General features: G+C 56.9%; 19 protein-coding genes and 1 pseudogene. 1 reads left to right on the top strand and 19 read right to left on the bottom strand.

Annotated features, from left to right (window positions below; translation table 11 throughout):
• The first annotated feature begins 168 nt into the window (after window positions 1-168).
• Window positions 169-843 carry a hypothetical protein gene (locus ACR1XY_RS00410; protein WP_480589016.1) on the top strand — a complete coding sequence of 225 codons (675 nt, stop codon included), beginning with the start codon at window positions 169-171 and terminating at the stop codon, window positions 841-843.
• On the opposite strand, the gene ACR1XY_RS00415 is transcribed toward ACR1XY_RS00410, so the two are convergent.
• The 19 genes and pseudogenes from ACR1XY_RS00415 to ACR1XY_RS00505 form a co-directional block, all read right to left on the bottom strand.
• Window positions 833-3178 (bottom strand): Ig-like domain-containing domain, encoded by a 2346-nt coding sequence (locus ACR1XY_RS00415; RefSeq protein ID WP_480589018.1) that lies wholly within the window; start codon window positions 3176-3178, stop codon window positions 833-835. The genes ACR1XY_RS00410 and ACR1XY_RS00415 overlap by 11 nt on opposite strands.
• The gene (locus tag ACR1XY_RS00420; protein WP_480589020.1) at window positions 3178-5337 is read right to left on the bottom strand and encodes a hypothetical protein; all 2160 of its coding nucleotides are present in this window, start codon (window positions 5335-5337) and stop codon (window positions 3178-3180) included. The genes ACR1XY_RS00415 and ACR1XY_RS00420 overlap by 1 nt, the downstream gene beginning before the upstream one ends.
• Before the next feature lies 1 nt (window position 5338).
• Complete coding sequence (locus tag ACR1XY_RS00425) at window positions 5339-6661, bottom strand: phage upper tail fiber protein (RefSeq protein WP_480589022.1); 1323 nt, start codon at window positions 6659-6661, stop codon at window positions 5339-5341.
• An 11-nt stretch (window positions 6662-6672) separates the two neighbouring features.
• A complete protein-coding gene (locus ACR1XY_RS00430) occupies window positions 6673-6837 on the bottom strand; it encodes a hypothetical protein (RefSeq protein WP_480589024.1) in 165 nt (54 codons plus the stop codon).
• Entirely contained in the window at window positions 6834-7130 is a 297-nt protein-coding gene (locus ACR1XY_RS00435; protein ID WP_480589026.1) for a hypothetical protein, read from the bottom strand. The genes ACR1XY_RS00430 and ACR1XY_RS00435 overlap by 4 nt, the downstream gene beginning before the upstream one ends.
• Window positions 7131-7145: 15 nt before the next feature.
• Entirely contained in the window at window positions 7146-7442 is a 297-nt protein-coding gene (locus ACR1XY_RS00440) for a hypothetical protein (RefSeq protein ID WP_480589028.1), read from the bottom strand.
• Between the two features lie 111 nt (window positions 7443-7553).
• Complete coding sequence (locus ACR1XY_RS00445) at window positions 7554-7781, bottom strand: hypothetical protein (RefSeq protein ID WP_480589030.1); 228 nt, start codon at window positions 7779-7781, stop codon at window positions 7554-7556.
• Entirely contained in the window at window positions 7781-7972 is a 192-nt protein-coding gene (locus tag ACR1XY_RS00450; protein ID WP_480589032.1) for a hypothetical protein, read from the bottom strand. Before ACR1XY_RS00450 ends, ACR1XY_RS00445 begins: the two co-directional genes overlap by 1 nt.
• On the bottom strand, window positions 7965-8636 hold the full coding sequence (locus ACR1XY_RS00455; protein WP_480589034.1) for a glycoside hydrolase family 108 protein: 672 nt from the start codon (window positions 8634-8636) through the stop codon (window positions 7965-7967). Before ACR1XY_RS00455 ends, ACR1XY_RS00450 begins: the two co-directional genes overlap by 8 nt.
• 61 nt (window positions 8637-8697) lie before the next feature.
• On the bottom strand, window positions 8698-9246 hold the full coding sequence (locus tag ACR1XY_RS00460; protein ID WP_480589036.1) for a hypothetical protein: 549 nt from the start codon (window positions 9244-9246) through the stop codon (window positions 8698-8700).
• A complete protein-coding gene (locus ACR1XY_RS00465; RefSeq protein ID WP_480589038.1) occupies window positions 9243-9455 on the bottom strand; it encodes a hypothetical protein in 213 nt (70 codons plus the stop codon). The genes ACR1XY_RS00460 and ACR1XY_RS00465 overlap by 4 nt, the downstream gene beginning before the upstream one ends.
• Window positions 9456-9507: 52 nt before the next feature.
• Complete coding sequence (locus ACR1XY_RS00470; protein ID WP_480589040.1) at window positions 9508-9861, bottom strand: thermonuclease family protein; 354 nt, start codon at window positions 9859-9861, stop codon at window positions 9508-9510.
• Window positions 9862-9872: 11 nt separating this feature from the next.
• A complete protein-coding gene (locus ACR1XY_RS00475) occupies window positions 9873-10325 on the bottom strand; it encodes a hypothetical protein (RefSeq protein WP_480589042.1) in 453 nt (150 codons plus the stop codon).
• A complete protein-coding gene (locus ACR1XY_RS00480; RefSeq protein WP_480589044.1) occupies window positions 10325-11191 on the bottom strand; it encodes a glycine-rich domain-containing protein in 867 nt (288 codons plus the stop codon). Before ACR1XY_RS00480 ends, ACR1XY_RS00475 begins: the two co-directional genes overlap by 1 nt.
• The gene (locus ACR1XY_RS00485) at window positions 11191-13815 is read right to left on the bottom strand and encodes a phage tail protein (RefSeq protein ID WP_480589046.1); all 2625 of its coding nucleotides are present in this window, start codon (window positions 13813-13815) and stop codon (window positions 11191-11193) included. The genes ACR1XY_RS00480 and ACR1XY_RS00485 overlap by 1 nt, the downstream gene beginning before the upstream one ends.
• A 1-nt stretch (window position 13816) precedes the next feature.
• A complete protein-coding gene (locus ACR1XY_RS00490) occupies window positions 13817-14215 on the bottom strand; it encodes a DUF6950 family protein (RefSeq protein WP_480589048.1) in 399 nt (132 codons plus the stop codon).
• Window positions 14203-14760, bottom strand: a complete 558-nt coding sequence (locus tag ACR1XY_RS00495; protein ID WP_480589050.1) for a hypothetical protein — start codon at window positions 14758-14760, stop codon at window positions 14203-14205. Before ACR1XY_RS00495 ends, ACR1XY_RS00490 begins: the two co-directional genes overlap by 13 nt.
• A complete protein-coding gene (locus ACR1XY_RS00500) occupies window positions 14757-15413 on the bottom strand; it encodes a hypothetical protein (RefSeq protein ID WP_480589052.1) in 657 nt (218 codons plus the stop codon). The genes ACR1XY_RS00495 and ACR1XY_RS00500 overlap by 4 nt, the downstream gene beginning before the upstream one ends.
• Before the next feature lie 143 nt (window positions 15414-15556).
• A pseudogene (locus ACR1XY_RS00505) lies at window positions 15557-15781 on the bottom strand (phage tail tape measure protein); the annotation flags it as partial.
• Window positions 15782-17198: the final 1417 nt, after the last annotated feature.

A 17198-nucleotide genomic window follows, 5' to 3' on the forward strand; every position in this document is an offset into this window, starting at 1 on the left:
AATTAATGTATTATTATCAACACGTGAGGTTTGTTACGTCTGTCAAGAATATCACACATCACCCTCAAAACGCAAAAATGAGCCCGGTTCGGTTAGGCCGGGCTCATTTTGTCGATTTCATGAACAGTGCTACCCTCGGTTTATTAGTTGATTCTTTTGGGGGTAACGATGCGCATTTTTCTTGCGGCGATAGCCTGTCTACTCGCGACCAGTGCGGGGGCGTCCACACTTACATTCGATCACGTCGATCAGGGGCAATCTAGGCCGGAAGTCGCAACGAGTGACGGCTTCATTTACGAGTACACCACCCTGTATCTCAGCGGCAATCACCTATACCTGCATGACGATGGCGGAATACTGGAATCCGATATCCGCCGCGAAGATGGTCAGAGGTTCACGCCACATTCGGTAGATGTTTGGGGGATTTCCTTCATAAACAAGAGCGGTTCAGGCCCGGCACCAACCGATCAGTCCAGTTTCTTGGATTGGGCGACGTCAGGGATTGCGTCTCTCCCAACACTTACGTTCCAAGGCATCCGGGATGGTCAGGTCGTGGCTATTCAGTCCGCAGGCCCGCAGTCTTTTGGTTTACTGAGTTTCACGGGCGCTTTTTCGCACCTGGACGCACTGCGCGTTCTTTTGAACATTCCAACATCTCTAACCTATGCCTATGACTGGCAAGGGACGGAACCGAACACGCAATGGTGCTATGAGTGGTGCGCCAGTTTCCGTGTCGATAACATGGAATACAGCATAGCACCCGTTCCGGTTCCGCCAGCCCTACCTATGTTCCTGGCTGGTTTGGGTATGTTGGGCTTCATGTCACGCCGGTTTAGAACGTGATCGTTTCACCCGCTGTTCTGGGAGTACCAGTTAAATCATTGGCGGTTTCCACCCACTGATTTCCGCCCTGATCTATCCAGGTTCCATAACCTCCGCCAGTTCGATACCTGTAAACTCCCGTGGGGTAGAAAGAGCAGTCTTTTACATATGTGGTGGGATTTGTTGTGTCGCGGTGCTGGATGCCATTCGACGGACAACGTTTAAAGTGGCAGTTTTCAATCCTGCTGGTTCCGGTAGTGTTGGTCCCGCCCATGAAATAGCCGATTGATCCCTTGTAGAAGATACTTCCAACGCTAAGGCCAGCAGCGACACCGTCACTTTCCAGCCAACTGCCCGGTGTAACCGGAACTTGTAGACCACCGGCAGCAGGTGGTGCGTCCCACGTTGTTCCACGAACAATAATTTCACCATGATAGTCATTGTTCTGAAAGCAATCTGCGTGGAAATCTTCGCCGCTGGCTACTGTTCTGGAAAGCCCCCCGAGGAAACACGACTCCACTAAGCCATCCCCGGTACTGAAAAACTTGAAGAAGTCGCCACGACCATCCCGGAATCTGCTTCGGCGAATGGTTTTAGTTCCACTGCCGCCGAGAACCATACTCGATCCACGCGTCCCCTCAAACGTACAGTCTTCTACCAACAGGTCGCCTGTCGGGTTCTGGTTGTACGAGTTATTCAACGCATATGGAGACCCGCCAATGTCGAAGTGGCAGTTTCTGACCGTCAGGCTGGCGCACGACAGATCTTGAGTGAGTGTCGATGTGAAGCGGAAGTTTTCCAGCACGACAGTTGTTCCTGTAATGTCGTAGCTGCCTGTGTAGTCGGTGAGCGTCCCGCTGTGGCCAACGTCCTCCCACGCCAGCAGAGGGAATGCCCCGGCTGATGCGGTTGTAAACGAGAAGGTTGTATCGTCGGAAATACCGGCAAAACTATTCCCTGACAGATCGTCAATCGCGGTCGCATCAATCTGGATTGCGTATTCCATGTCGTTGTCGAGCGCAGTTGTCGGAGCGATAGAAAGCACGTTCCCCGAGATACTGACATTACCCGCACCGCTTCCAATGTCCGTCGTGACATCGAACGTTTCCACGGTGGTCCAGCCACCGTCATTCTTGCGAAGTGTGATATTGCCCGTGCCGAACTGCACAGGCTCATCAAACGTGATGCCGGGATTGGTGGACGTCGCAACGCCTGTTGCATTATCGACCGGAGAGAAACTGGACGCTGTAGGTGCAGTGGAATCCCCTGCCCCGGTGGTGAAACTTAGCGTCGTGTCATCGGAAATGCCCGCGAAATAGTTGCTGGACAGATCGCGGATACACGTCGACCCGATCTGCACCGCGTATTCCGTTGAATTGCTCAAAGGCGCATCGGGATAAATGGTCACTGTACTGCCGACAATATTCACATTGCCTGCTGAGGTTCCCACATCTGTTGCGACGTTGAATGTATAGAGATCCGAGAACCCGCCAGAGTTTTCGCGCAGCGTGATTGTGCCTGTATCGAACACAACATCTTCATCGAACGTCAGGGTGATATTGCTGAATTCGGAAATGTCTGTTGCGTTATCTGCGGGCGATGTGGCGACAAGCGAGGGTGCAACGTTGTCGATCAGGAATCTGCTGTTGCAGAACTCCACGACCTGTTGGCGCTCCGCTGAACTCAACACCCGGTCATAGATGAAAATGGCAAATACCTTGCCGTAGCTTGTGTTCCCCGAGAACGAGCACATCAGGTTCACTTGGGTCGAACCCGTATTCAGCGTGGCGGTCGCATTCCCTTCCTCGGTGATCCCCGTGTAGAGGCGGCAAGTTGTTCCATCATAGGTAAAAGTGTTGATGAGCGCAGAACCGTCAACGAGCGGGCCTGTTATCGCGTTGCCAGCACCAAACCAGTCCGCTGTGACCGTGTCAGTTGTATCGACTATGATGCCGCGAGACTGCCCGCTGGAATTCGTTCCGTAAGAAATGCCACCATAAGCCCCCTCGCCAAGGGTTGGCTGCCAGCAAATCACGATAGTCGACGCGTTGGCCCCGGTCGGCAAACTGCCGGTCCCGATCTCACGCATGGCATCGTCTTCGTTGACGTTCACTGACGCAACACCAGAGGGCGCCGAGCCCACAGTGGGGTTTTCGCCAACATTCAAAGGCTCGAAGTTTAGACCTCCTTCCTGGTCCACCCAGCTTGAGATTGCGCCAGCACTGTCTGTCACGCCCTCGTCAGAGAACCAGCGCGCAACAAGGCCGCTTGTGGGGTACTGGCTTACGGTGGTGGGAACCGGCAGACCGTCGCCCATGAGAAACGGCAGACCGTTTGAGTCAATCATCAAGGTCATTATCCATTACTCCATGTTGCGACGGCAACGATGCCCTCGTTTCCAGATCCGTCAGAGGAAAGGGTCGCGGATTTGGTTCCTGCGGCCTGCGATGTGGCCTCAAACGCAGCGTAGGACGTAACCTGATTATTGCCGCCCATGCTTTCGGTTCCACCGTCCGTCTGCGTGGCAAACGAGATATTGCCGGTTGTTGGTTCATCCGTAGAGGTGCGGCAAAGGCCGATGGCAATTTCAAAGATATCGTCGCCGGTTGGGCTGGCATTGCCCGATGACTGCCCGCTCCAATCGGATGCGCCCGAACCAGCGACAGCGCCATCCCGGTAGGTCCAGTTATAGGCAGCGCTTGGCGCAATCTCGATAACCTGCAACCACTTACCGTTGGCGGTTCCGTCATCGAGACTGACCTGCGGGGTTGTGTCTGTTTCGCCGGTCGTATCAACTTCCCGCCAAAACATAGTAAGACAGACACGCGTATTTCCTTCATCCCCACCTACACTGTTGTCCAAATCAATGTCGGCTCTGGTCCATGTCTTGCCGTTGTTGTCGGTAACCGTGTAGTTGGCCGGATCTCCGCCTGAGCGATCCCCACCAAAGGCGATGAGTAGATTCCCGGCCGTAATATTGCTGGTTAGAGTTACCGTGGCTGGGTCATTGCCGCCGCCTGCATTGTTGGCGCTCTGAGCAACAGAGAAGGTGAAGTTGCCCGACGCGCCACCGCTGCCTTGGGTAATGTCATACACTTCCAGGTGCGTGATTTCTGCTGTCAGGGCTGCGTCCTGATTGTCATTGTGCGCCATGACAATGCCCAGAAGGCCCGATTCCGGAATGGTTATGTCATAGACCGTATGCGCCCATGTTGACGGCTCCGAGTTTCCGTCCGTCCAATACCGCCAGCGAAGGACGGGGCCGAAATTCTCGACCCTGAGCCAAGTAACATTTGCCTCAAGCCCGAATCCGGATAGGGCCAGATCCTCCTCCAAAAAGGAATAAACGCCGTCGAATAGAGCGCCGTCGTAGTCAGCGCCCTGCGATGAAACGATACGAATTTCATCCTCTTGTGCACTCATCTCAAACACGTATCCCACGGCCTGCCCAAAGGGCTCGATGAGCGCGCCACGCTGCCGGAACGCAGGGCAGAAGAAACCTTGGCCAGCACTTGATCCAATTGCCGTTGTACTGACCTTCATCAGCATTCCCGCATCCGTTTTTGCGGTCGGGAACATCAGGCGTGCGGAATGTGAGCCGTTGGCCGGGACAGTGAAGTTAAAACTGTCTCCATCGGCCGCGATGGTAGCGCTCCCCGAGTTGTTCACCGTCCAGTTTGACAGGTCCGTGAATGTTTCTGTGAGAACCGTTGACGTGCCTGGTTCGGTGTCGACCGAAAACGCACCGGTCTGGTTCAGGTGAATGTATTCCAGAGCGATGGTGGCGGGATGAGTGGTGCCGATCTTATACGCCATGACGCCGACCTTTGCGACAGTCACAGCCCATGTGAATTGATCCGACTGATTGAATGTCACGCCATCATAGGACGTGTAAACCGTGAACTGATCACCCACGCGGGTCAGGCGGAAAAAGCCGGGGTTCCCACGGGCATCACCAGCAGCATTTACAGGGTCGATTCCGGTGCTGGTGGAAGTTCCGGCCAAATCCCGGAATCCGCGCGTTTCATCGTTACCACTGATGCGGTAATGGTCTAGACGCGCGCTATCGCCGTTGCTGAGTTCGATATAGAACCCTACGCCAACATATTGGCTGGTCCCTGTCTGATCCTCATAGATGGCTGAGGCCATCGCGTAATCGATCTGGAAATCTCCATCCGCAATGTCAGTGACCAGACGTGGTGCATCCTGCCCGGCCGTGCTGCCTGTGCCGGGGTCGCCTTGATCACTGGCCGTAAAGTCGGCAACGGCGCGACCGTTTGCGTAAGTCCAACCGGCCCAGCCAGAGTACCCCGCCGCGCCCGGTGCTGCCTCGGTCCATCCCGCGTCCAGAGCGTCGGCCTCAAAATCCGCGCTACCCGTGCCACCAGTTGGAAAAGTGACAAATGATCCGCTGGTGATTTCGTAAATGACGGTAGTGCCAAGATAGATTTTCCTGATCTCCGTCTCACCAAGGTAGACCCGGTTGATGTCGGTCGTTCCAAGTTTGATCGCCATATCAAGCGTCCGTAATGTAGTAGGTGGTCGATGCGTTCTTTGTTCCGATGGCGTCATATTCCGCCTGTGTCAGGCTCATGACGTTGGTCACCTGATCGGCGCCGGTTACGCCTGTTGGATCACTGTCGATGGTGTTGACCTCGGCTCCGTCTGCGACGTTCAGCGCTGTACGCAAAGCCCCCGCACCTATGGCGCCGGTTTCCCCTGCGACGGAATCAACGGCGTTGGCTTCTGCCCCATCCGCAACATTGAGGGCTGTGCGTAGCCCACTCGCACTAATAGCGCCTGTCAGACCCGCCACGCTTTCCACGTCTGCGGAGAAGGTGGTCCCCGAGGTGCTGAGCCCGTTACCAATGGTATAGAAAATGGTCTGGGTGGCACTGAGATCGTATCCCATGATCGCATCGGCACCGGGAGCGGACATGGCTGCCCCATCCATTGTGGTTCCGTTCAAGTCCAGGCTGTCCGTGTGGACAGATGCCGCCCGTGCAGCGGCGGAGCCAATAGACCGTGTGCCGTCTCCATCAAACGTGATGTCAGAGTCAACTGGATCGCTCCACGCATCGCCCCCAGCTGCACCCGGTGCCAGCGCGGCAATGGCCTGCGCCACACGCTGCGGCGTCCAGCGGCGCACATCCGTCAATGTGCCCGCCTCGGCCTCTACTTGGGAAACAGTTGCAGCGTCATCCGCGTACCGGGCGTCTCCTTTTTCTCTGGTCATGAGGGTCAGAGCATCGGGCGACGTCGTTCCGGCCAGATCAACGCGCGCTGAGACTTCACGTTCGGTGTCGTCGTCGTTGCGGCGTGAGAACAGCAGAACATCAGACTGAACCGCCATACGGATTTTCTGCTGATCGGCCGGAGCATCACTGTCCACCATCTGGAGCAAAGGGTTTGCATTGGTGATCGTCACATTGCCATCGGCATTGAGGTTGCCAGACAGCGTGCCGCCAGTCAGGGCTAGATAGTTGGCGAGGGCTGTCAGGGCCGCCTTAGCATCCAGTTGCGTTTGAATGCTCGATGTAACTCCGGACGAGTATCCAATTTCCGTTGGAGTAACGCCCCCGATGTTGTTGCCGTTCATATCGAGGGGGCCGCCGAGTTGTGGCGTCGTGTCCTCTACAACGTTGGCAATCCCACCACCGCCGCCAGCTGCGTGGGTGTCGATCATGTCGTGAATGTCTTGCGGGGCAAAGCGGCGTGCGGCGGTTTCGGTGCCTGCCGTCTTTTCGCCTGCGGATACCTGCGGAACCCGATTGTTGTAACGGCTTTCGATCGCTTCATCCAAAGAGGCGTCAGAGCCTGTGTTCATTTCTGTGGGCATAGCCTGCTACCTCATGCTGCGGTGAATATTATCGGATCGCCGTTCCAAACAAGTGGATCTGCGTTCCATTCCAGCGGACTGCTGACTGGGGTGAATTCCTCGATTTCCAGCACGCGTTTTTCAGGCGCCTGGACTTCAAGGGTTTTCGGGTTTGTCGTGATGGTGAGCGTGTTCATACGTATTTCACGCGAACTGGTTCTGTGCCCTCGTCTTCTTCGCCCCTTTGAAGAAGAACACGAGCCTCAAGAACGGTGTTGATCGGCAGCGCATCGTCCCAGGGAACCGTGAATCTCATTTGCCCCAACGAGGCGTCTATGAAGACCACATCTGGCTGAAACGCTACGTACGCCGACTGCCAGCCAATGGAGACGGTCCAGCCGGTCAGGTCGACAGGGTCACCGTTGGAATCCCTGTAGGTCAGAACCCAATCGACATCACTCAGCCGGTATTTTTCGATTACATCAGCCAATGATCGATCTCCTGATTAAAGGGGGTTACCAGCGGGCTCTTCACGAGGCGCCACCTCGAAGAAGTCCGTTCCAACCGCGACGATGCAGCTGATGCCGTTCGGCTGCGTTACAATGACCGTGTAGGAGCCGGTCTCTCTCGAAACCCAGACCTCCATGACCGATTGCGCACCGCGGGTTTTCTGCAGGCCACCAAAGGCCAGTTCCTCGGAATAGCTGTCCTGCAGCTTCTTGATGACGTGATCGCGCGGAGCGCAGCTGCTGGCCCATGCGATCGAGGGTGACAGAGCAAGAAGGGCAAGAAAGCGGATCATGAGCAATTCGCCTCGCGGCTTTCATTGTGGCCGATGATCTGATTGGCCAGCGTGTCGCTCATGGAGTCAGCATCTGCGGGTGTCGGATGGATGAAGTCTGACCAGGCGCACTCACTTGGCTTGACGCACCCACTTATCGAGACGCTTACGGCGAGTATCAGGATCGAGACTTTCAAGTTCATCGTCCAATTCCTTCCGTTTTTTTATTGCATCGAGATCGCGTTCCGCCCGCTCGGCGTCGGCCTTGTTCCTGGCGCTGCGGCCACCGGCGACATAGGAAATCACCACGGCAAACAGGCTGCCGATGGCCAGCAGGATTTCGATTGAGAGCCCGAACATCAGCTCGACTTGCCGGGTGGCGTGCTGGTGATCTCGCGCAGAATGATCACAAGAATGCCGATGCCGGCCACGACGAAACCCTGATATTCAGGCGGCACAATCTGGCTGATCGTGTCAGGCGTCAGTTGCTCCAGAACGCCTATGAAAACCACAAGCAGACCGAACAGGCGGGTCCGATTTCCTTTAAGCATTTGATCTTCCTCCAAACAGAGTGAGAATGAATTGCAGGATCTTGGTGATAAGCGCCTCTGCGCCTTCCAGCGCCTTTCCCGGTGCGGACTGCTTTGGCGCCGGAATTGACTTGATGCCCCGCGCCATCCGCCAGCTTCGGTCGACAACACCAATGTCATCGGACTGGACCCCCGGTTGATCGCCCATGACACGGCGGGTCCAGCCGATTTTGAAGGTATTCCAGTGGCGTAACCCCCTCAGGAACATCATGCGGCGACGGCATAGTTGGAGGATGACATCCTGTGTGTCTGCCGCCCCGATCGCTGCGAGCGTTTCGACGCCGATGACCCCATCTGCTTTGACCCCCAACACACGCTGCAGGTCTCTGATTGCCCTACCCGGCCCGGAATTCACTGAGTAATCGGCCATGGCATAGTCGAGCCCGGAAGGCAGTATGTCGGCGCGCACCGTGTCCATGTACTGAAACTCGATGATCTGCTCCGCCTCAGCCTTGGATATGCCGCGCACAGACCGCTTTGCCCGGCCCATCCTGCGGTTCCACGCATCGTATGTGCGCTGAGTAATTCCCCGATCGGTGGCGCCACCCGGGTCCTTCGGGTGGTTGACGTAGCCCCCCTCGGAAAGGCCAATCCACTCCTGTATCTGCCGGTAGTTATGGCGCATGGGTTTTCCTCCAACACTTGAAACCCCGCAGGCGGGGCTAAGGGGGTGTGGTAGTTGGTTGTTAGTTGCTCTGAAGCATCCGCAGGCCTTCGCTCAAGCCTTCGACCTGGCTTTCGATTTCCTGCTGCTTTTGAATGACCTGCTCAGCCTCTTTCGGGGTTAGGAGCGTGATCGTAAATGGGTTGCTGGTCCGGCAAACTGTCTTGTCAGGGATCAGGCCCCAGAACAGGTGCGTGGCGGTCCAGCACGTATCGGCTATGTAGGTGCCAGCCTCTCGCGGCCAACAGCGGTCATCACCACCAGTCCACCAAACGAGATCAGCATCATCCGGGAATTTCGCCGTAGGTTTGTAGGTAAACGGCTCACTGGCGGGGTCGCACACAACCTGGTTTCGCTCGATGTCCCGTATGACCACCTGATATTTCATGATTACAGATCGGCGTATTGACCGGGTGAAATCCACCCTGGGAGGGTTCTCAACAGAGCTATTAGAAATAACAACCTGCCCGGGCTCAAACCAGAACCACCCAAGCGGGATCAGGGCTAATACCATCCATGCAACAAAGATCATGCTCAGATAGTCGGCGACCAGAACTGCACGTCTCTTCATTTGCCCAACCCTCTGATTTGCGCGTAGGCTGCCAGAACTGCTGCAATAGCACCCGCAATCCAAAGAGTTACCCGGCCGCCCAACTTTCCTGCCCGAACTGCCGCCAACAAGTTGTCCAACTGCTTGGCCCGTGTTTCTCCCCCCTCTATCGGTGGATCGAAAAGCCAGTCGTGAACCCTTTTCATCATGTTGTGCTCTTCGTCTGTCATGCCGCCCTGCCCCTACCTGAAACTAAGTTCTCCGACCCAGCAGGAACCCGGATCAGTAAAATGCCCGCTCTGCAATGCCACGGCTGACCATCTCGTCATTCAGGCTGACCTCGTCCGTTTCGTAACGATAGATATTGGCCAACCAGCGACCGTACTTGCCTTTGCCTCGACCGCTCTTGAAGGTTTGCATGATGACGTCTTTGTCGAGGATCTGTTCACGCAGCCAATCCCGCGACACGAATCCCTCTTCTTTCCCCGGCCCGCGAACTTCCGGTGCATTGATGCCGAACAACCGGACTTTCACCTTACTCAGGGTGCCGTGAAACCCGAGATCCACAGTCACAGTGATCGTGTCCGCGTCGTAAACATCGGTGACGTGGGCACGGTAGATGTAGGGAACACGCATAGCCAGGTTCCTCAGCTAATCCCGTAAACCTGATCGAGCAGCGCCGTAGCCGCCGCCTGATCGCCGCTTCGATAGGACAACGCCAAGGCTTGCAGAAGCGCGTGATTGTAGTTGATTTCCGTTGCCCCAGCCCATTCGATCTTGGCGTCTGCTGCGTCGTCTGCAGACAGGCCCGAGGCGAAATCATCGAAGGTTGCCGGCCATTCTCCGCGCGCAGCTTCAATGGCCTGAGACTGAGGAAGGATATTAAGCCGCCACAGCTGCTGGCAGAACCTGGTGCGTGACAGAACGGCGCCTGCTCGCTGATCTTCCAACGGAACCGGAACCGGCGCAGGTTCAGCAAAGTTGGTCCCGTCGTAGGACCACCCTACCCCGACATGATCTTCTGTCTGGATCATGCCGTCCACGCGGCCCATCAGAACCTGAGTCACGATGCCACTCTCAACCCTCACCGAAAACGTCATCAGTAGAACTCCCAGATTTCAATGCGCCCACCAGAGCCAGCGCCGCCGGTTCGGCTGGTTGCGTCAGAAATGGTCAGTGCACCGCCGCCACCGGCGCCAAAACCTTGGCCGTTTGAGCCGTTGGAATTGGCGCCGCGCATCCGACCACCAAAGCCAAACGGCGAGCTTCCCCCGTCACCACCGTTTGACAAAACGCCGTTGGTGATAATCCCGGTAGAGCCAACCTGACCGTTGATGTTGATATCGCCTCCGGACGCGGTTTGACCGCTGCCACCAAGCGTCTGGCCAAACCCGGTGCCCGCAATCATGCCCTGACCACCTGAGCCGCCTTCAACAGTAATGTCGACCGAGCCGCCGTCCGAGAATGTGGTGTTTCCACCCCCGGATCCGCTGCCATTGGGAACACCACCAGCGCCGCCAGAGCCGACCGAGTAGCTGAAGGACGCCGATGGGCTCAGGATGATGAGTTCTGTGTATGATCCTGCCTGACCACCGCCACCGACACCTGAGCCTGTCGCAGCGCCGAAGACGCCGCCGCCGCCACCGCCGCCGCCAACTGCCCGCAGCCAAAGCAGGAAGCAATCTGTTGGCGTGTTGTAGGTGCCGCTGGTGCCTGCAAGCAGTTCTGTGCGTGTCGAAAGACCGTATCCGGGGCTAACCGGGTCCCAATCGGTGTTGGTAGCATCCCTTTTCCGAAGAACCGCAGGGCTCACAGATGTGTCGAACCACAGCATTCCTGGATATGGGTTCAAAGGGGCGGTGTTGTTGGAATTAGAAGATGCCAACGCCGGTAGCATCGCGTTCAGTTGCGATAGCAGAAGCGTTCCATCGCCGTCATCGACAACAAAATCAGGGCTTTGCACCATTAAACTACCTCATCCGCTGAAAGTCCGAGTTCGGACACCACTGGTGTGTACGTCGCATCAATCGACGTCAGAATTGCGCGTGCTTCGACTCCGCGCGCTGTTACATCGGCTCGATCAACGCGACTCCAGTCGCTCCATGCCGGGCTGCCCGCCGGGTCATCGGGCGTGGTTCTCGCCTCAACAACGACGTCGACTTCCCCGCCACTTCCGCTGGAAATCTGCTGCCACGTCGAAACGAAACCTTTACGTTGGGAAATCAGGTCAGAGGTCGAGCCGATGGCGACACCAACATTTGCCTTGAGCCTGACGGACTTTGATGTCCCGAAATCCATCCCTGATGCAAACTCGTAGACACCGCGGGGCGTGTATCCCCCAGCAGACGAAACTCGGGGGACGTCTGAAACCAGCGCCCAGGAACTGACACTCCCTGTGCCATTGAGCACCAACGTGTTGCCCAATATCCCGCAATCCGTCTTGACCCCGGAAAACGCTGTCTCTTCGGTCAACGTGGTAATATTTGCGAAAGCGACGGCTTCTGCATCATCGGTCGTTACAACGCTGACCGGCCCTAAGTTCCCCGATGAGTCCTGTGCGCGAACCAGATACGATCCGGCCAACAGAGGAAAACTTATGCTGGTCTGACCGCCACTTGTTTCCCCATATGAGCGACTGGATTTCCAAGTTGGGGTATTGGCTATCGAATGGCGGACCAGAATCTTGCCGCCTATCGTCACATCAATGTCAGGATGCACGTCCCATTTCAGGATCGCATTACCACTTGCCTTCTGAATCAACAGTCCCGTGATACCCGAAGGCAGAACGCTGAGCCCGAAAATCTCCCGCTTGTTTAAACTTATGTAATCGGATGACACTCCGATGTTGGAAATGGCTTTGACCCGCCAATCCCAGACACCGACCTGCCAGTCCAACACTTCATAGGTCGTGTCCTCGGTGCGTCCGATAACCTGCCATGTTGCGGTCCCGTTCGGACGAACCTCAATCTGGTATTCCGCGACAAAAGCAGACTGCGCAGCGGTCCATTCAAGGATCGCCTTTACTTTGACACCGCCGCTCCCGCGAGTTGCGTAAAGGGCCTCTGAAACGTCCAGCCAACTCGGTGCCGGAATATCGAACGCGCTTGGCAGGTTTGTCGAAGGCGCAGCCTCGTAGATTTGGAACTCGCTGGCTGTGTGGTCATAGACCAGCGGGGACGTCTCCTGCAGCACCAGCTCGGGAACAAGCGCACCTTCCTGCAACGACAGGGTGACGCCCTGCACCTCGAACGGTTTGCTTGCAAATCCATAGCGGTCATAGGTCAGGTTGATCACGCTGCCGACCGTGGCCTGCCACATGTTCAGTTTACCCGGAACCGTGACCCGCTGCTGCCGACGCTTCCGCTCGAGGTGGATCTTCGCCAGCCGCTGCGCCGCATAGGGCGAGGTAGTGAACGGCAGCGAGATGTCGTCCCACGCCTCTTCTCCGCCATCCTCGGCCACATACACTGCCGATTGGTAGGCCGGGAAGTCATCGGGCTGCCAGTCGTTCGTTGGTGACACGAACTGGCCGCGAACACCGTTGAAATTCTCCTGACGCGAAGCACGCGTCTGCAGGGTGATATCCCCGGCGAAATCGTCGGCCGTGAATGTCAGGGTTGGCGTGCGGTAGGCGCCTGCGTAGATGTGCCACTGCCCGGCCTGCCACGCCACCTGCCCGGCCATCGACGTCAGCATCGCCTCGATGATCGTCTTGGGCGTCTGATCCAGTTTTACGACGCCGTTGCACCGGTATCGGAAATCAAGGATTCCGCTTTTTTCCGTCAGGACTTCGTCACAGACATTCGCATTCGCGATCAGGGTGGCTTCGTTTGTCCCGTCCTCTGCGCCGATCGCTGCACCTACACCAAATGGCGAGAGGGACATGTAGTCGGCCAGGCAAAGCGCTGCGTTATTCGAATAGCCACGGGTGCTGGTGCGCGGGTCGTAGATGTCCTTCTTGCCCTTGATATCGACGGTGACATTCGGAACGCCCGAGGGAAACACGTTCTGGTCGAACGACATCAGGACGTAGATGTAGGCGCAGCCATCCAGCCGGTGCTGGTTGCTCCAAAGACCCTTCGTGTAACTGACCAGCAAGGGCGGCGGCGTTTCAAATGGGTTGCCGTGTCGACGCTCGACAACGACCAGATTTGCATATCTCCCGACCGCTCCTGGTTGTCCCGGTGGCACCGCATAGACGCCGTTCAGGTAAACCGCGCCGATCTCTTCAACCTCATGCGAGGCAACCACAATCACCATGTGCAGCAGCTCATGATCTAACTGGCTGCCCGGCGTGGAGTGCATGAAAACGATAGTGCCGCCCTTGCGGACGCTACCGTAGACGAGTTCGCGCGGAGCCACGGGTTCACGAGAGGAAACCTGACGCCCCCGCAACTGGTCCACGCTGGGCTCCGGCATAAGTGCCCGAGAGGCCGCTGACAGCAGCAACGATGCGCCGAGGCTTACAATTGTGCTGGCCGTGGCTGTAGAGATCGCGAACGTGGTGGCGATAGCCGTTGTGATCGGGTCTGCCGACGCCGGAGAAGCGACCACGCAAAGCGCGATCACTGCGAGCAGAAAGCACCGCATCCTAAACCCTCCACGCTTTCACGCATTCACTCATCGGAACGGCGGCAAGGCCGTTCTCGGTCAGGCACATCGCCTGATCCCCCACGCAGACGCCGAGCGCCTGTTCCTCGTGCAGAACGATGTCGCCACGCTGCGCCAACAGTGGCGTTTCCAGCGGCTCACCGAGGAAAAACGACGTGGCATCCATCATGTCGCTGGACCCGGTTTTCCGCCGCATAGCCAAGGCTGCACCGCGCTGCGTCCGGTATCCCTTCGGCAAGGGCAATTCCTGCCCGGTCAGGGCTCTGACGATTGCCGCCGCCCAAGTGCCGCAATCATGTTGCCCCCAACAAAAAGGCCGCCCTCGGGCAGCCTCTATCTCTTCATGTAGCCGTGCGGGCCAATTCTCTAATCGCCCCATCGGATTTCCTTGTCCTGCAAGGCGGTGACGAACTCGAATCCGCGGTCATTGGGGAAAAATAGTTTCTGACCCTCGTGGGTGTAACGAAACTCGCGGGTTTTCAGCAGATCAACCAAACGGCTCTCGTAACTGATGCTGATGGCGCAGGTTTCAGCACCGTCCTTAATCCTTGGAACATCCAACCGACCGGCAAAGGCCTGCACCGGATCCGCAATGACAGCGCCGGTCTCATCAAGTAGCCCAACCCAGACGTTCCCGGGCAACCCTTGCTGTGCGTCATTGATGGCTAACGCAACCTGATCAACGGGAACACCAGACAGGCTCGCCGTAATCCCGGTCGCGACGATCTCGGACGTCTCTGAAATCTCGCTGATGCCCATCAGATGACCAGCTCCGGTCCATGTATGACTGTTCCACGTGACCTCGCCCTTGCCGGTCCAGAGGCGCAGATCACCACTCGGGAACGAGCCCTCGAAGAAGATGCAGGGTTTTGTGTCCTGACTTGATGCCGCGCCCACAAATTCGGATGTAACTTCGCGGGTCATATTGCCTCACGCGCCTGAATGCTGAAGCTGTACAAACTGCTTGGCGTGATGCTTGTGGGGAGCGGCGACGTCGCTCGCAGCAAGACCTTCGGTTCATTTACCTCAAGGGCTTCATTGTCGGACGGGGATGATCGAAGTGCAGGCACAAATTCCAACGTAGCCGCGCCGCCAACCGGTGTAACGTCTGCCGTCAGTTGATAAAACCGTGTGTCCAGATCACTACCGAGGCTAAAGAAATCACCCGCATTCAGGCCAGTGACGCTCCAGCCGTCAGTGACTAAACTATTTCCGGTTTGGCCCGATCCGTTGACTGTCGGAACTCCATAACTTCCGGTCTGGCAAACAAAGGGATCGCGGAACAGAAATGGCTTAATCGACCCCCGCATTTGCGCGAAGATTGCCGACAAAGCCCGTCCCTCCGCGCCCCGCCTGATAGCAAGGTCCACCGTGTACTCCCACCACTCGCCGCCCCAATCCTGCACTTGCTGGGTGCCGGTGAAAGGCGATGTGACCAACGCTGAGGACGTTGCAAGGGTGCGCTGAACCCGTGTTCCTGGTATTGTTGGGAAAACGATCGCGGATGTTTGCCCGTTGAAAACAAGCTGGTCGCCGTTCCATTCGAGCGGGTCGCCATTCCAGACAAGGTCACTCATACCGCGAAACCCCGTTTCCTTGCACTTGCGACTGCAGCAACGGTACGCCGCTCAATTTCCGACATTCTACCATCAAGGGCGAGTTGGACCTCTTCAGCGACCCCGATCTGCGCGCCCTGGGCAAACACGTTGAACTCGTTTCGAACCGTAACGCCACCGCCACCTTGGGCCATGACGCCCAATTTCCCGTTGATGCGTGTCAGTGGCAAAATAGCCTCTGGCCCTGCCTCTCCCATCAGCCCGGTTTTGCTGCCGCGCATAGGGAAGAAGGTGGGTGAATTCACCACGCCACCAGTGGCAAACGGAACCACCGATCCACCGGAGAACACGTTGCCCTTTGCGCTTGGGATAAGACTTCCCACAATGCTGCTGATAGCAGTTTGTGCAAAAACATTGGCGAAGCTTGAAAGAAGGTTCGAAAGTGCCTCTCCAGCGTCCTCTGCACCCGTGATTATGTCAGCAAAAGTATCAGCGAAAGCGCTCCCCACACTTTCAAGACTTACCCCAAGATCACCTAGACCGTCTTCCAAAGAACCCAATGCGCGATCTCGCACCTCAGTGGTTACAATCTCGGGGAACAGGCGGTGCAGTTCGTTGATGCGCTCAACCTCTGCCGCGTATTCCTCTGCCTTTGTGCGTGTGCCGTCGTAGAGGCGTTCCGCCTCTCGCAAGCCTTCTGGGACGCGCGCACGGCCACTACCACCGCTGCGACGTCGGCCACTGTTCCGCCTGTTGAACTCATCAATGATATCCTGCGGCGAGCGGTAACCTAATTCATTGGTGTAGTCGTCGCTGCCAACCCTTCGTGGATCACCGCCCCGGCCTGAATAAACGAGACCTTGCTGAGAATTGATACGGTTTTGTAGGGCAAGGGCTGCGGCCAATTCCTCTTTCAGGACGGTTGCCGCGTCTGCGCCGGCAGCGATATTTGACGCAACATCCACCTTGGACAGCTCCAGCGCCTGAATCGCAGCCTCAAGAAGCTGGTCGTAAAGCGCCTTTCCCTCGTCTTCAGCTTCGGCAAGGTTATTCGATGCCTCATTGATGAACGCAGCGAGATCGCTCATCGCCTGCGCCTGCTCATCAGCGCCTTGTGCCTGACCTATCTGCGCGAATTGAGCAACCACTTCGCGGGCGGCATCCTCAGAAATTCCAAGGGCATCCGCCAAATCATCAACGTTTCTGATAACCCGGCGCAGGCCACTCAGGTCCTCGTCAATCTCGCTGATGCGTCTGTTTGACTCTGCAAGTTGTTCGTCTGACTGCTGGTAAGCGTTGCTGAGCCTTTCACGCTCCGCAATCAATTGGTCGTATGTGGCCGTGATGTCTCGGATGTCTTCCGGGTCGAAGCCGAACACGTCAGCAACGCCCAACTCACCGGCGATACCCCGCGCTGCCGTGTCAAGCGCGCCCTGCGCCCGAATGGACGCGATCTGGCGGTTGATTTCGAAAAGCTGTTTGGCCTCGTCAGCAAGACCACCGTATTGGCTCAGCAGGTCACCCGGCGATTGCGTGGCAAGCTTCTGTGCCTGCTCAAGATTTTTGACGGCATCAGAGAGGGCTTTGATCTGCTTTTCGGTAGTTTCCGCAGCCCCCCCTATATCGAACAAATAGCTTGCCAACGGAATAGCGGCTGACGCTGCAAGACCTAAAACGGCACCAAGGGCGCCGTAGTAACTCAACAACTGTGGAAGCTGCTGACCGAGCGAGCGAGCCAGGCCCTGCCCGGAAGAAACCTGGACAAAGATATCCTGCAACTGGAACGAGACGTTCTGAAGGCCACCA

The sequence above is a fragment of the Ruegeria sp. AD11(2025) genome (assembly GCF_056542405.1).